Here is a 14,337-nt window from a genome sequence, read left to right as displayed (position 1 = left end):
TCGGTTGGTTCTTTTGTATTAATGCACAATAGGTGCTGTCTTGGAATCCGCGGCTGTATTGCCCTTTTTCTTAAACACCCGGCTTACCCAGTTTTTCATCGTGGCAATAATTTCATAAATGACTGGAACGACGACCAGCGTCAAAATCGTAGAGGTAGTCAAGCCGCCGATTACGACGACCGCAAGCCCTTTGGAAATCAGCGTTCCCTCGGACAGCCCCATTGCCAGCGGCATCAGCGATACAATCGTTGCACCGGCTGTCATAATAATAGGACGCAGACGGCTTAAACCGGCCTGGACCAATGCCTCCCTTACCGACAAACCTTCTTCCTCCAGCTGCTGCACGCGGTCGATCAACACGATAGCATTCGTGACAACGACACCGATCAGCATCAGGAAGCCGATAAGCGACGTAATATTAATCGATTCTCCCGCTACAAGCAGACCGAGGAAGCCTCCGATCGCCGCAAGCGGCAAGGAGAACAAAATAACGAACGGTGCGCTTGCATTACCGAATGCGATAACCATAATCAGGTATACGAGCAAAATAGCTGCCACCATGGCTACAGCCATTTGACCGAAGCTTTCCTGGATATCGTCGCTAACCCCTTGGACCTGGGTGCGGATTCCGCCTGGCAGCTCGACGGTCTTCAATGCCTCTCCTACCTTGGTGCTGACCCCGCCTTTATCTTTGCTGTCGATTTTGGCCGTGATCTTCACCATTTGCTCCTGATTTTCCCGCGAGATCGAAGCCGGCGCATCCACCTGGCGAATCTTTGCGATTTCATTCAGGTTAATGGTTTGACCCGCAGCCGTTTTCAGCTGGAAATGTCCGATTTTATCAATTGAATTTTTGAATTCATCATCCAGCATGACCTTGGTCGTGAAGGTTACATTGTCGAACTTCAAATCGCCGATTTCCTCTTCGGCCAGCCACACCCTTACCGTGCCCATGATTTCAGCTGATGACAGTCCATACAATCTGGCTTTATTCTGATCGACGCTTACCTGAACCTGCAGTTTCCTCTCGTTCAGATTATCCTTGATTTCCTCCAGCTCCGGAAACTGCTTCATTTTCTCCTTCAACAGCTCGGCCGCCGTCATCAGCTGGTTCAAGTCATCGCCTTTCAGAACATAGGCAAAGTCATCCCCCGTGCCGCCCATCGCTTCCGACATGAGTTTGCCTTCCACTTCCGAGCCTTTGGGCAGAAGGTACAAAATTTTGTCCTTATACTCTTTAGCCACTTCCTTCGGCTTCAGGTTCTTCGACACGGAGGTCATCATCATACTCCGGTAAGGTACCCGGTCCCCGCTCGTGTTGTTCTGGTCATAGCCAACCATCGATTCATAATAGTCGAATGCCGGATGCCCTTGGGGATCCTTGGATTCCCGCAGCATCGTCTCGATTTCCTTCATTTTCTCATCCATCGATTCCATTGAGGTTTCACGTGGAAGCTTCAATGTAAACATAACCTGTCGGTCCGACGCGCTCTCCGGCATAAAGGAGGCCGCCAGGAAAGGAACCGTTCCTCCCACGGACAATACCAGTATGAGGAAGGCAGCAATGACAACCTTCTTCGGATTATCGAGCGACCAGGACAATACCTTCTTATACGATCCTGCAAATTTGCCAAGCTTCTCTTCATCGTGATGCACGATTTTATTATTGTTCAATACAAGCAGCTTCGCGAGCATCGGAATGACCGTAAGTGCCACCAAGAGAGACATCAGCAGCGCAACGACCAGCGTAATGGCGAAGGGCCTGAAAATATCCCCAAGCACACCGCCGACAAACGCAATCGGTAAAAATACACCGGCCGTCGTCAAGGTCGACGAGGTAATAGCGGATGCCACCTTCGCGGTAGCCAGTTTTATGACCGACTCATTGCGTTCCTGCGCTCTTTGCAGCTCGCTGTAAATGTTCTCGATAACAACGATACTATCATCCACAACCCGTCCGACTGCGATAGTCAGACCGCCCAAGGTCATAACATTCAGCGTAATATCAAGCGGCAGCATAATCGCCAGTGTGGTCAAAATAGATAATGGAATGGAGACCAAAACAATCAATGTCATCCGAATATTTCTGAGGAACAATAAAATCATGACAGCGGCGAGTATCGCGCCGGTAATCCCTTCCTTCAGCATTCCGTGAACGGACTTCTCCACTTCCGTAGCGGAATTGTAGACAGGGGTAAATTTCAAATTCGGAAAATCCTTCTCCCAGCCCGCCATCAGGCGGTTGACTTCATTGGCGAATTCCACCGTATTCGCGTCTTTACCTTTGTACAGTGTAATCCCGATTGTAGGCTGGTCGTTCAGCCGGGCGATAAATTCGGAATCGGAGATCGCTTCGACTTTGCTGATCTGCTTCAGCAGCACCGTTTCCCCGCCCGGAGTGGAAATCTTCATATTTTCCAAATTGTAAATGGTATTCAGGTCGCTTTCGACACGCACCATTTGGTCGTTCCCGTTAAATTTCACGTTACCGGCCGGACTTGTCGCCAAGGCAGCCTTGATGCTTTGGGAAACCTGCGCAGGTGTCAGACCATAATTATTTATGGCGTTCACATTCATTTTGAGCTTCAGGGTTGCTTCTTCCTCGCCGACCGAATCGACGTGATCGATCCCCTTCATCCCGCTTAGGGTTGGCTCAATGGTGTCCTTGTAAATCCGGTTCAGCTCCTCCTGACTCATCCCGTTGTTGCCTGAAAGTGCGGCAAAAAAGACAGGAAAGTCGTTGCTGCCGAACTTCGATACCTTCGGTTTGCCTGCATTGGAAGGAAGCTCAACATCCGACAGGGCGGCTTCAATATCGTCCTTGGCATCGTCCGGGCTGCGGCCATTGACCAATTCGACGGTAATCGCCGAGAAATTATCATTTGAGGTCGAGGAAATTTTCTTCAAACCCTCAATTCCGACAATCCGCTTCTCCAGCTTCTTCGTTACATCCTCCATAACATCTTTCGGAGGGGCTGGATACGTAGTGCTTACAAATACGACCGGAAGCGAAATGTCCGGCATGTTCTCCTGCTTCAGCGAGGTTGCCGCAAAGCCTCCCGCTGCGAACAGGAGGAAGCAGATAATGAGAATCGCAGCGACATTTTTTAAAGAAAAATTCGTTAACTTGTTCATCCCTTGACTCCTCCGATACGTGGGCCCTTCCATCCGGAAGCACCCTTTCTACCTAACTAGCTTCTACATACGACTCTTAAAACTGTTCACTGCCGTGTCCTGAAGCGATGCTCCCATTCACTCTGCAGCCCTTGCAGCCTGCACCGGGACAGCTCATACATATCCGACATCTCCGTCATGCGCTTTCTTGCGATTTCCCTTGATGCTTGATCCCCCGGCTCCACCTGCTCCAGTCTTGAAATCGCCTCAAGTGTTTTCGAAATAAGCTGCTGCCCTGCCAGCAATTTCTGTGAAACCGATTGAATCACTTTCAGGCTAATGTCCTCCGAGATGTAATAATAATCTTTGCGATCGTTGCCCTTATGTATTTTGTGGCATAAAGCGTTTCGTCCCATCGCTCGGATCTGCACGCTGACGGCGGCTTTACTGACGCCCAGCAGACCCGCCAGCTCCTGCAGGCTTAACGGCTCCGGCGCAAACAACAGCATGGCAAAAATTTTACCTACAAGCGGGCTGTACCCTTCGTTCTCAAAAATAAGGGAAAGGTGATCGCTAAGGGCCCCCCTTATCTCCGTGAAAGTTCTATGCTCGACATTCATAGCACTCTCCTCGCTATCTGGCTTTTAGATCATTTTCAATTACGTTAACGATCCCACAGAACAACGGCTTCCCGTCATCCAAGGTGGCATGCATGTAGTAAAAACTGACCGGTCGGTCATTCCAATTAAGAATATAAACAATTTCCAGCAATTATTCAACTAATTTTCTACGAAAATATGTCAATTCAGAGAAAATACTGACCAGTCAGTCACAACCTTGACTTACTGTAATATCGACGTTACAATGGCGTTAGCCCCTAAAATGGGCTTTATTCATCGACTTTGGGGAAGTGAACGTGTTGAACGATAAAAAAATGCTATTGATTCAGGCGGCAATCAAGCTGTTTGGAGAACGGGATTATCACAGTGCCTCTATTCAAGATATCGTATCCTTGGCTGGCGTCTCCAAAGGCTCCTTCTATTTACACTTTCATTCCAAAGAGGAATTGCTCCTATCGATATTCAAGCATTACTTCAGCTCCTACTTCACTCAATTGGAACAGGCATGTCAAGATCAAGCGCTTACAAAGAAAGAACTGCTGATAAAAGCTATTGCTTTGCAATGCGAGCTCGTTATGGAAAACAAAGATTTCTTAACGATGCAGGTTAAGGGCATTGTGTCTTCGCAAAGTGAGCAGATACAACAAATTTGTATGGAACAAAGCTTGATGGGGCTTACTTGGTTTCAAACCAAGATCATCGACCTGTACGGACCTGCCGTTGAACCGCATGGCATCGACCTGGCTACCATGCTGAATGGTATGCTGAAGGAATATTTCTTTTGTTATATTTGCTTTAATCATCCAATTGATATCGAGAAGCTATCTGTTTATCTTATAGAACGGCTGGATGACCTCGTCCATGGCCTATTGGGCAAACACCAGGAGCCGATTCTGTCGTCGAAATACATATTTCAGGAAACGGAAGCTTCAGCCGGGGAATCGAGACTCACGTGTCTTACCCAGCTAAAACAAGGCATCGAAACTTATGTTACGGACCCAAAGAGCGCTCAATCCATGCTGCTGGCGCTTCAAGCGCTTGAAACCGAATTTCTCAAGGAACACCCGAACGATGTCATCATACAAGGCATGTACACCTATCTTCAGAGCTTGAGCGGTCCCTATCCCCAGCTTGCGGACATGATTGAGAACGATGCGGCCAACAGCCTGTGCAAGGGCTTGACCAGACCCTGATACCAAAAAAATCCATGCTTCCCAATAGGGGAAAGCATGGATTTTTTATTATGTATTTGTTATGGCAGACGATGCGTTTTTTTGAAAAGTAAGCATGAACGTCGTCGCAAATTCGTTGCTGGTGAACGAGATGTCTCCGTTATTTTTACTCATAATCTGCTTGCAAATCGCAAGCCCCAAGCCGGTTCCGTCCGCTTTATTCGTGACGAAGGGCGCGAATATCGTACGGGATATTTCTTCAGGAATGCGGGGGCCGTTATTGCTTACGTGGATATGCACCGTCTCCTGATCCTCAAAGCAGGAAATATGCATTTTCTTATTATATTTAATTTCCGAAAGCGCATCGATCCCATTGTTAATCAAATTCGACAGTACCTGCTGAAACGCCAGCTTCTGCACCTTGACGAACAGTCCCGAAGGCACGGAGACGGTTAGCTCAACATTTTCGTTAATTAATCTCGGGTTCAGCAGCGATAAACTGTATTCCAGCGTTGGCTTGATAGGCAGCACCGCCATTTCCTCTTCCATGATGGGACGCTTCGAAAAGCTAAGGAAGCCGGTGACCTGCATATGAATGTTGTTGCACTCATTCTCGATGTATCCGATGTAAGTCTGAAATTTAGTGGGATCGGGATAACGCAGGCTGGAGCTGAGCAATTTCAGAAACCCCTTGATCGCTGTAAGCGGATTACGAATCTCGTGCGCCATGCTGGCAGCCATTTTGCCGATCAGATTAATCCGGTCATCGTGCAGCGCATGAATCGCCTGATCCTTCTCCCGCATTGCTGACACCGCCTGATTCCAATAGCACTCGCACATCACCCGCTCAAATTGGTCGATCCGATAGCTGATGTCCCGATACTGTGCAATAGTAATAACCTCGCTTTCGATTTCCAGAAAGGTTTTCCTCCACAGGTGGGCTCCTGTAATAATATGTATGATATGGACGTTCACTTCTTTATATTTCCTGCACCAGTCATCTACGAGCCATTGAATCGAATGCTCCTCCGCAGGGATATGCAAATCGACGAAAAAGTCAAATAACGTATCACCCTGCTTGTACAATGCGGCATGGTCGTATTGATCGACGAACTGGTCATTGAATTGTTCAATCCAATATTCAATATACTGCGTTTTGCGTTTCTTTATTTCCGTCAGCCACGGCTCAATATCCATCTCTAACAACCTGCCCGTAAATAGGATGCCTTACTCTATTTTTAACCATAGCATAACCTCCCTATTGGGCACAATGCTCTACTGTGCGCGTTTTCGTCAATCCTCGGACCTAGTCCACCACCTGACCATCAGGCCGAGATATAAATGTTAAATTGCCCTATCGTCTCGATCGTCAGCGGAATGCTGAATACCTTCTCTCCCCACGTGTAGCCTGTCTGATGAATCAAATGCGGCGGGGTGATATCGACTTCAATGCCCTGTTGAAACAAAATCGTGCTGGCATTGCCGCTGATCATATTCCCGAGCTCACCGACGGCGCTTTGGCACATCTCGTCGAATTCGGTTACGGGATAACCGCCCATCATGCCCGATACCATTTTAAAAGCTACGGTTTCAGGGAATCCGAACAAAATTTCCTTGTTCAAATTTCCGACGATCCCGATTTTGAACCAAACGTAATGATGAATATAGTCTATCGTTTGAACACTGAGCTGACCTACGGACGGTTTGATTTGGATTAACGTCTCAATAACGTGAATGGAAGAAGACAGGAACGGATTGACCAGACTGGCCTGCACACGATACAACTCCTTTTACAAGTAAGGTCGAATAACAAGAATAAGTGGCTCAACATAAAAAAAGAACTGCCCGAAATTGAGCAGTCCCGTTCTAACCCTCTAGAATATGGGCACAATTTTCGGCGGCCCGGCTACCATAGGGAGAGGCTCCCGTTAGGTCCGTAGCTTTGCGTCCCTGCTTTTCAGCAGGTTTGCCTTTATCGGTTTGTTGATGGTTTTAAATGACGATCAGACTCATTGTATCACACAACCTGATAAAATAGTACTGATTTTCATCATGCCATCTACTCACCATCGTGACCATCCGCCTATTCTCCTGTGTCTGAAGTAGCAATCCCTTATCTCCTGGCTTCTTCCCGCGGGCAGCCCGATTTGCCGCCAAAAAAAAGGCAGCCGATCCCCTCTGGCCGGCTACCGTTTTGAATTATTTGAGTCCCGTTAAGGCAATGCCCCGAATAATCTGCTTCTGAAAAATGAAAAAAAAGAGGATGAGCGGAATGATCGATAAAGTGGCTCCCGTCATAATCATCACCCACCCGCTGCTGTCCTTCTGCTCGCTGGAGAAAAACGCAAGCCCTACCGGGATCGTCTGATACGCCTCCGACTGAGTCACAATCAAAGGCCAAATAAAGGCGTTCCAATTGCCGAGAAATGTTAAAATGCTTAATGTCGCCAATGCCGGTCTCACTAGCGGAACCGCAATCCGAAGCAGAGTCCCCCACTCCGACATCCCGTCGATCCGGGCCGCATCCAGCAAATCCTGAGGCACCGATTCCATAAACTGCTTCATTAGAAAAATGCCAAAGGCAGAAATAAGACCTGGAAATAATATCCCTATATATGTATCTGCCCACCCTAACTGGACGGAGAGCAGATACCAGGGGATAATCAGCATTTCCGTCGGTACCATCAGCGTGCTTAGAATTGCTACAAAAATAAGCTTTCTCCCTTGAAACGAGAATTTGGCCAAAACATAGCCGATGACCGTGTCAAAAAAGCAAACGCTCACCGTGGTCACCGCTGCCACAATAAAGCTGTTGTTGATCCAATGAAGGAAAGGTGTTTTGGCAAAAATCGCAACGTAATTATCCAAGGTCAGCGGGCGCGGGATCAGTTGAAGAGAGAATACATCTTGGGGTAATTTCAATGAGGTGGCAACCATCCACACAAATGGAAATACCATAACAATCGTGCCTGATCCCAACACCAGCAGTACGATGGCTTGAAGAACATGCTTGGCAAAGGGGGAACCTGACTTCAGAGACGCGGCGCTGCCCATACAGCTATAGCTCCTTTCGATTGATTTTTAATAGTCAACCTTTTTGTTCAGCACTTTCAACTGAAGCAGCGACAGCAAGAGAATCATCGAGAAAAGCACCACGGTGGCAGCTGCCGCCTCGCCCATTTTAAAATGCTTGAACGCAAGATTGTAAATATGGAGCACCATGGACAGCGTAGAGTTGAGCGGACCGCCGGACGTCATATTTAGCACCTGCGCGAACGATTGCAGGAAGCTGATGCTCGCAATAATGACTGAAAACACGATTACCGGATTCAGCAGAGGAACGGTCACATGCCGGAACCGCTGCCATGGCCCAGCCCCGTCGATGGCTGCCGCATCATAGTACATAGAGGGAATGCTCTCCAGACCCGTGAGAAAAATAAGCATCTGAAAGCCGATGGATTGCCAAATGATCGAAGCAATGACCCAATAGATCGACTGTGACGGTGACCCGAGAAAAAGCTGCGGCTCCAGCCCCACATGAAGCAGGAGTGCGTTGATGATTCCATTTTTCATCAGGATCCAACGGAATACCCAGCTGACCGCCACCACGCTCGTTACGTAAGGGATGAAATAAATCGTCCGGAACAGCCCCCGGGACCGGTTTAGTCTTTGCAGCAGCAAAGCGATGATCAAACCGGCCAGCAGCTGCCCGGGAACCCCGATCGCCACATAAACAAGCGTATTGTGTATGGACTGCAAAAACACGGGGTCGTGAAATAAGGTAATGAAATTTTGCAGCCCGACGAATGGCTTTTGCTCCGATAACAAATCCCATTCCCTCAAGCTGATATTAAAGGAATACAGGATCGGCAATATTCGGATACACAGGAAAAAGAGAAGGGGGATTAGCAAGCAGCTGTAGATAAAAAGGTAACGTTGTTTTCTGAATCCGAGCCTCTTTTTGAAAAATACAGCCGGCTGCCGTTCTGTCCCCAGTCTTTCCAGTTGTTCCACAGATCCCACGCTTCCTTCCTATAACTGTAGTTAATGTCAGAACCTATTTCTTATCCTGTTTGGTCCAATAGTCGTCATACAGCTTTTGCGTTTTCTGAACCAGCTCCTGATAAGCTTTTTCATACGGTATCTTGTTCAGCACCACCTGATCGACGGCTTCGACGAAATAATCCCGCTCCAGCTTCTCATCAACAAAGAAATGGGCATGGGCGTAACTCAACTGCTGGATGAACGGACCGAGCTTTTCGTCCTTAACGTATTTATCCTGCAGCGCCACCTCTTTTTTGGCCGGCAGCTCTCCGACCTTTTCCACCCACTGCTCCTGTACTTCCTTGCTTGTCAAATAATTCAGAAACTGTGTCGCCGCCTCCAGCTTTTTGCCCTGTACCCCTTTGGTAATCGCATTGGCCCAGAACGACACCTGTGTCGCCTTCTCCTTGTAGGACGGCAGCGGGGCGATAGCGTAATTCAGATTAGGCGCGTCCTTCTTCAAGCCTCCTAGCTGGAACGATCCATCAATATTCATAGCGGCATGAGAACCCTTAAATGCGGTAATATCATCGTTATAAAAATCTTTGGTGCCCAGGTTATGTACCAGAGACAAATCGATTAAATATTTGAAGGCTTCAAAGCCAGCGGGCGAATCTCCCCACAATATTTTGCGCCGGTCGTCGCTTAAATCTTTGCCACCCGCCTGATACACCAATGCATCGCGGTACCAGTGGTGCAGTTGGGAGTTAGGCTGCCACGCCAAGCCTTCGACGACGTATTGCCCCTTGCTGTCCTTCTCCGTCAGCTTCTTCCCGTAGGACACAAGCTCCTCCCAGGTCGCCGGCGGCTTGGCAGGGTCCAGTCCGGCCTTTGCAAACAAATCCTTGTTATAAAACAATGCCAGCGTCCTGACGGCTGTAGGAATTGCATAGTACTTGCCGTTCAGCTTTGCCGTTTCTACAAAGGGGAAAAACTCCTTCTTAATCGTTTCCTCGGAGAATGCGCTATCCGGAAGCGGCTGGAGGTACCCTGAGGCTACGTACTTCGGCAGCCATCCGTAATACAGATTGATGACATCAGGCCCCTTGCCGGCAGGAACAAGGGCCGCTACCTTTTCGTTGTACTGGTCGTAAGGGAAGTTCGTATGCTTTACCGTAATATTCGGATGCTTTTTCTGAAAGTCGTCAATCAAAGCATTGATCAGATCGACCTTGGCCGGATACACATACTGCCAATACTCGATAGTCACTTTCTCATCACTGCCTGTCTTGGCAGCTGATTTCGCAGCCTCCGTCCCTTTATTGCTGTCGGACTGCCCTGCCGTACCTGTGTTAGGCTTGGCCGCGCCTCCGGAGCAGCCGGTAAATACCAGCAGCATGCTTAACGTCATTGCAGATAGCTTAACGTAATGAGATGGATTTCGATTCGCTTTCTTCAAGACTCCCATTCCCCTCTCGCGTCGTGGATTTATCATGACCATTTGAAATGTTGAGCAGCCTTCGAGCGTTGTTGCCGAAAATAAGCTCAATGTCGGTTTCTGCCAATCGAAGCTCCCGGCATACCCTGACTTGATCCTGTAAATATCTGTACACATAGCCTCTCGGAAAACTACTGGAATCGGTCCCGAACAAGATTCGCTCCGGTCCGATCAGCTCATATGTCTTGCGGAACAGCATCTCCAGATTTAGCTCGTAGGGAGACCAGCGCATCCATTGATTCGAGCCAGAGGTATCAATGAAGATATTAGGGCAGCTCCAGCACAGATGAAGCAGCTCCTGAAAATACCCTGCTCCGAAATGCGGAATAATAAAGGGAATTTCGGGATACTCACGAGCGACATTGTAGATGGAGAGCGGGCTAATATTCAGATGCTGCACGATGCCCCCCGTATGTCCCAAAATACCGAAATGAATAAGAACCGGCAGCTGCCGTTCCGCAATGAACTCCCATACCGGCTTCAGCGACGGATCGTGGAAAGGAATTTGTACAAGAGGGCCAAACAGCTTATAACCTCTCAAGCCGAGCTCATCAACGGCACGGCGCAGCTCGGCGGCCGCATCGTCCCCCTCGATGGAATGATGGGCAAATCCTGTAAACCGTCCCGGGTAACGGCTGATTTGATCGGCCAAGTCATCGTTGTTCCAGGCTGTCAAAAAGTTGATTCCTCCGATGGAGTAGCGGTCCAATTCATCTACCCAGCGTTCGATTAACGGTCTCGCTGCTTCTTTCTCGTCCTTTTCCTGAGAAGGAAAATCCCATGTGAGTCTCATTTTCTCCGATCGTTTGGCATTATGCCGGTCAACCACCTCGTTGCGTGTAATAAAAGGAAGGGCATACGGCAAATGTCCATGAATATCATAAACCTTGAAGCCATTCGTAAACATATCGGATCGCTCCCTCTAGAGAATAAAAAAAGGAGATGCAAATTCTTCTGTAGGAAGAAATCTCATCTCCGGTGGTCCGGTACACAATAACAAATTATTCATATAAATTTAGTTGGTTTTAAATTGTTTTAAGAATATCACCGCCCGCATAGATTGTCAACCTATTTTTACCAGTAACGGATTGAAGGGTGCTGGCGCGTCGAGTACTGCTTCCGGCCCTCTCCCCCTAGTTCGCCTATACCAACCATGAAGCTAAAATAAGCTCCACCTGCTCCTGCCCCTTAATCATGCCATTGCGTTTCTCAATCAGCCATGCCCTTTGTTCAGAGAGCCTTTGTTCTTGTCCGGTTAGAGCCCGCAGCACCTCCTGCGGATTCGGCCCCCCCATCAGCTTGCGGACTTCTACAAAATAAGCCGGATTCAACGCCTGTCTCAGCTCCTCCTCTGTAAGTGAAAGCTCTCTTCCGCTCACCTCAACAGCTGTTTCCTTCAAAAGCTTTAAGCTCACGCTTTGAGCGGATCCGCCTTGCTCCGACACTTTCTTCACCACCCTGCTTACAATGCCGTGTGCCGTCCGGAACGAAAGCCCCTGCGTCCGCACCAGTGTATCCGCGAGCTCTGTCACAGTGGCAAAGCTGTTCTCCGCACGGCTGCGCAGCAATTCACGGTTGATTTCGAGCGTAGCGATGACATGCCCAAGCAGCCGGTACACTGATTCCAGCGTGCTTAAGCTTTTCCAAGCATAGGGCTGCATGTCATCCTCCGTATCCACAATATCGCCGAACGGCGTGTTGTGCATCATCGTCAACACGGTTTGCGACGTCCCGACGCAGCTCGATAATAAGGAACGCATGTGCTCGATCGATACCGGATTGCGCTTTTGCGGCATAATCGAGCTCACCTGCACATAAGGGGCCGCCACGCGAAGCACCGCAAACTCCTGCGTGCACCAGAGCAGCAGCTCCTGCACGAAACGGCCTAAACCGATAGCCGCCAACTGTACGCCGGCTGCGATCTCGCCGACGTAGTCCGCCCCGCTGACGGCATCGTAGGAATTCTCGATCAGGCCGTCGAAGGCGAGGAGCACGGCCACCCGCTCCCGGCTGATCGGAAAGCCGGAGGTCGTTAACGCCGCAGCCCCCATGCTGCTGCGGTTGCAGTTTCCGTAGGCGGCCATCAGCCTTCGGATGTCCCGGCCGAGCGAGTCTGCGACGCCGGCGATGTAGTGGCCCAGCGTCGTAGGCTGGGCATGCTGCGTATGCGTGTAGCCGATCATAACGGTATCCGTATGATCGGCGGCGAAGCGCAGCAGCTTCTCCAGCAGGAACAGCGACGAGTCGATAGTCTGGAGCAGCTTGTCCCGCAGCACGATGCGATAGATCGCAATCCCCATATCATTGCGGCTGCGTCCCAAGTGCAGATTGCCAGCAGCCTCTCCGGCTAAAGCCATCAGTTCATGCTCCACCTGAAAGAACAGATCTTCAAATTGCCCGGTATAGGTGCTGCTTCTCAGCCCTGCAAGATCCAAATCCCGCAAAGCACGGGCGATAAGAGCCGCGTCGCCTTCGCTCACCAGCCGCTGCTCGTGCAGCATAATCAGATGGGCCTTGTTTACCGCCATCATCGGTTCCAGCAGTTCCGCCTTTGCTTGGTCATAAGCCGGCTGCAGCACGACCTCAGCATACGTTTTTCCCGGGAACCGATCCCCCTCACTTGTAACATGGTTGGTCAACACTTCCACTCTCCCTCGCGGTTCCAACATCAGTAAGCACAGGAATACCGGAAACGCACGCTTCGGCATCACGAAAAAAAGACACGGATTTCAGGCTTTGAAAGGCCCGATTTGCACGTGTCTCCGGTGTTCCGGTAGTTGGTTTACTGAAATAGTAAAATGTTTTCCAGCTATTGTCAATCGTTATCCGGGATATAAAATACGCTTTAGTTCATCGTGTTCACTTGAATAAAGAGGGTCAGGGTCAGGGGCAGAGCCAGAGCCATGAGTGCTGGAATGCAGAAGCTCCATTAGCGCTTCCATGACCATATGGCAGTGTTCTTTCTTACATAGCAAAAACTGCGCCCGGGAACCGGGGAACCGATCCTAAGCGCAGTTTTTTATGCTTCATGCTTATATCGAGGGATCTATCGCTTTCTTGAAAAATTGCACAGTCAACCGAATGGCCTCTTCCAAAAAAGGGGTCGTCGTAACAAACGGATGCACCGCCCCGAGCGTATGGTTGCCTCCTGCAATGATGGCCGCTTTATGCTGCGTTGCACCCAAGCGCATCGCCTCGAACCCTTCCACCAAACGGGGAGAATCCTGATCTCCCTGCACCAGAAGCACAGGCAAGGTAAGCTCCGAGAGTCTCTTGACGATATGATACCGCTCGCCATGCTGCTCTAAATCCTCGTAAAAGGTTGAACGTATCGGCATTTCCTGCTTTGTCCGCGCATTGGCAACATACGCCACGCCATGGCTGGCTATCTGTTCCTTAAACGCATCATCGAACAAATCCGCTTTCGCAATCCCGTTCCAGGTCACCATCGCCTTCACTTCGTCGGGGTGATCCGCTGCATATAAAATGCTGCTGCCTCCTCCACGGCTGTGGCCCAGCAGCAGCACCCGCCCAGTGTCCGCATGGCTCGATAACGGCAGCTGCTTGCTTCGCGCAGCCTCCAATAAAATCGCCAAATCATTCTGCTCGCGGGAATAGGTGTTAAGCGCAAACTTGTTCAGCTCATCGAAATCCGTCTCTGCCACGCCATTGCACGAAAAATTAAACGTTATCGTATAAAATCCTTCCTCGGCAAACCGGTTTGCTGCATAAGGGAAAAAGCCCCAATCCTTAAAGCCTTTAAACCCATGGCAGATGACGAGCACCGGTTTGGGCCTTGTAGAAGATACCGTCTCAGAACCTTCACCAACTCTGACATCTCCGCGTAAAAATAGGGGTTCCCCTGTGGCCAGCTGGCCTGCAGCCAAAATGAACGGCTTATGTGCGATTCTGGAAAACGATTCGCTCAACCCTTTCGCTCCCTTTCGTT

Annotated in this window: 11 protein-coding genes and 1 riboswitch; of the genes, 1 reads left to right on the top strand and 10 read right to left on the bottom strand. The window is 49.5% G+C overall.

The features are described from left to right. Window positions 1-18 precede the first annotated feature (18 nt). Window positions 19-3,135, bottom strand: coding sequence for an efflux RND transporter permease subunit (locus CF651_RS06360; RefSeq protein ID WP_094014006.1), 3,117 nt, complete (start codon window positions 3,133-3,135; stop codon window positions 19-21). An 86-nt stretch (window positions 3,136-3,221) separates the two neighbouring features. Beyond that, window positions 3,222-3,734, bottom strand: coding sequence for a GbsR/MarR family transcriptional regulator (locus tag CF651_RS06355; protein ID WP_094014005.1), 513 nt, complete (start codon window positions 3,732-3,734; stop codon window positions 3,222-3,224). A 299-nt stretch (window positions 3,735-4,033) separates the two neighbouring features. Between CF651_RS06355 and CF651_RS06350 the strand changes: the two genes are divergently transcribed. Next, window positions 4,034-4,927 carry a TetR family transcriptional regulator gene (locus CF651_RS06350; RefSeq protein WP_094014004.1) on the top strand — a complete coding sequence of 298 codons (894 nt, stop codon included), beginning with the start codon at window positions 4,034-4,036 and terminating at the stop codon, window positions 4,925-4,927. Between the two features lie 48 nt (window positions 4,928-4,975). Here CF651_RS06350 and CF651_RS06345 read toward each other — a convergent pair whose 3' ends face one another. The 8 genes from CF651_RS06345 to CF651_RS06310 form a co-directional block, all read right to left on the bottom strand. Next, on the bottom strand, window positions 4,976-6,103 hold the full coding sequence (locus CF651_RS06345) for a sensor histidine kinase (RefSeq protein ID WP_094014003.1): 1,128 nt from the start codon (window positions 6,101-6,103) through the stop codon (window positions 4,976-4,978). A gap of 128 nt (window positions 6,104-6,231) precedes the next feature. Then, window positions 6,232-6,681, bottom strand: coding sequence for a chemotaxis protein CheX (locus CF651_RS06340; RefSeq protein ID WP_094014002.1), 450 nt, complete (start codon window positions 6,679-6,681; stop codon window positions 6,232-6,234). 118 nt (window positions 6,682-6,799) lie between these two features. Then, a riboswitch (cyclic di-GMP riboswitch) is annotated at window positions 6,800-6,887 on the bottom strand. A 218-nt stretch (window positions 6,888-7,105) separates the two neighbouring features. Beyond that, window positions 7,106-7,960 (bottom strand): carbohydrate ABC transporter permease, encoded by an 855-nt coding sequence (locus tag CF651_RS06335; protein WP_094014001.1) that lies wholly within the window; start codon window positions 7,958-7,960, stop codon window positions 7,106-7,108. Window positions 7,961-7,987: 27 nt separating this feature from the next. Further along, window positions 7,988-8,920 carry a carbohydrate ABC transporter permease gene (locus CF651_RS06330; protein ID WP_245855736.1) on the bottom strand — a complete coding sequence of 311 codons (933 nt, stop codon included), beginning with the start codon at window positions 8,918-8,920 and terminating at the stop codon, window positions 7,988-7,990. Window positions 8,921-8,963: 43 nt separating this feature from the next. Continuing rightward, window positions 8,964-10,358 (bottom strand): sugar ABC transporter substrate-binding protein, encoded by a 1,395-nt coding sequence (locus CF651_RS06325; RefSeq protein WP_425436214.1) that lies wholly within the window; start codon window positions 10,356-10,358, stop codon window positions 8,964-8,966. After that, window positions 10,312-11,295: an amidohydrolase family protein gene (locus CF651_RS06320; protein ID WP_094014000.1), complete on the bottom strand. Its 984-nt coding sequence runs from the start codon at window positions 11,293-11,295 to the stop codon at window positions 10,312-10,314. Before CF651_RS06320 ends, CF651_RS06325 begins: the two co-directional genes overlap by 47 nt. A 235-nt stretch (window positions 11,296-11,530) precedes the next feature. Beyond that, window positions 11,531-13,057 (bottom strand): argininosuccinate lyase, encoded by a 1,527-nt coding sequence (gene argH / locus CF651_RS06315; protein WP_094014117.1) that lies wholly within the window; start codon window positions 13,055-13,057, stop codon window positions 11,531-11,533. Between the two features lie 363 nt (window positions 13,058-13,420). Then, window positions 13,421-14,317: an alpha/beta hydrolase family protein gene (locus CF651_RS06310; protein ID WP_245855731.1), complete on the bottom strand. Its 897-nt coding sequence runs from the start codon at window positions 14,315-14,317 to the stop codon at window positions 13,421-13,423. Window positions 14,318-14,337: the final 20 nt, after the last annotated feature.

Origin of the sequence: Paenibacillus rigui (assembly GCF_002234615.1) — a bacterium.
In the GTDB taxonomy this organism is placed as follows: Bacteria; Bacillota; Bacilli; order Paenibacillales; family NBRC-103111; genus Paenibacillus_S; species Paenibacillus_S rigui.
The sequence above is the reverse complement of the archived record's forward strand: the minus strand, read 5'-3'. Positions and strand labels throughout refer to the sequence as shown.

What these genes read in the sequence shown, in the direction of transcription:
- CF651_RS06360 (WP_094014006.1), bottom strand. Translation starts at nt 3,135, where the DNA reads ATGAACAAGTTAACGAATTTTTCTTTAAAAAATGTCGCTGCGATTCTC.
- CF651_RS06355 (WP_094014005.1), bottom strand. Translation starts at nt 3,734, where the DNA reads ATGAATGTCGAGCATAGAACTTTCACGGAGATAAGGGGGGCCCTTAGC.
- CF651_RS06345 (WP_094014003.1), bottom strand. Translation starts at nt 6,103, where the DNA reads ATGGATATTGAGCCGTGGCTGACGGAAATAAAGAAACGCAAAACGCAG.
- CF651_RS06335 (WP_094014001.1), bottom strand. Translation starts at nt 7,960, where the DNA reads ATGGGCAGCGCCGCGTCTCTGAAGTCAGGTTCCCCCTTTGCCAAGCAT.
- CF651_RS06325 (WP_425436214.1), bottom strand. Translation starts at nt 10,358, where the DNA reads ATGGGAGTCTTGAAGAAAGCGAATCGAAATCCATCTCATTACGTTAAG.
- CF651_RS06320 (WP_094014000.1), bottom strand. Translation starts at nt 11,295, where the DNA reads ATGTTTACGAATGGCTTCAAGGTTTATGATATTCATGGACATTTGCCG.
- argH (WP_094014117.1), bottom strand. Translation starts at nt 13,057, where the DNA reads ATGTTGGAACCGCGAGGGAGAGTGGAAGTGTTGACCAACCATGTTACA.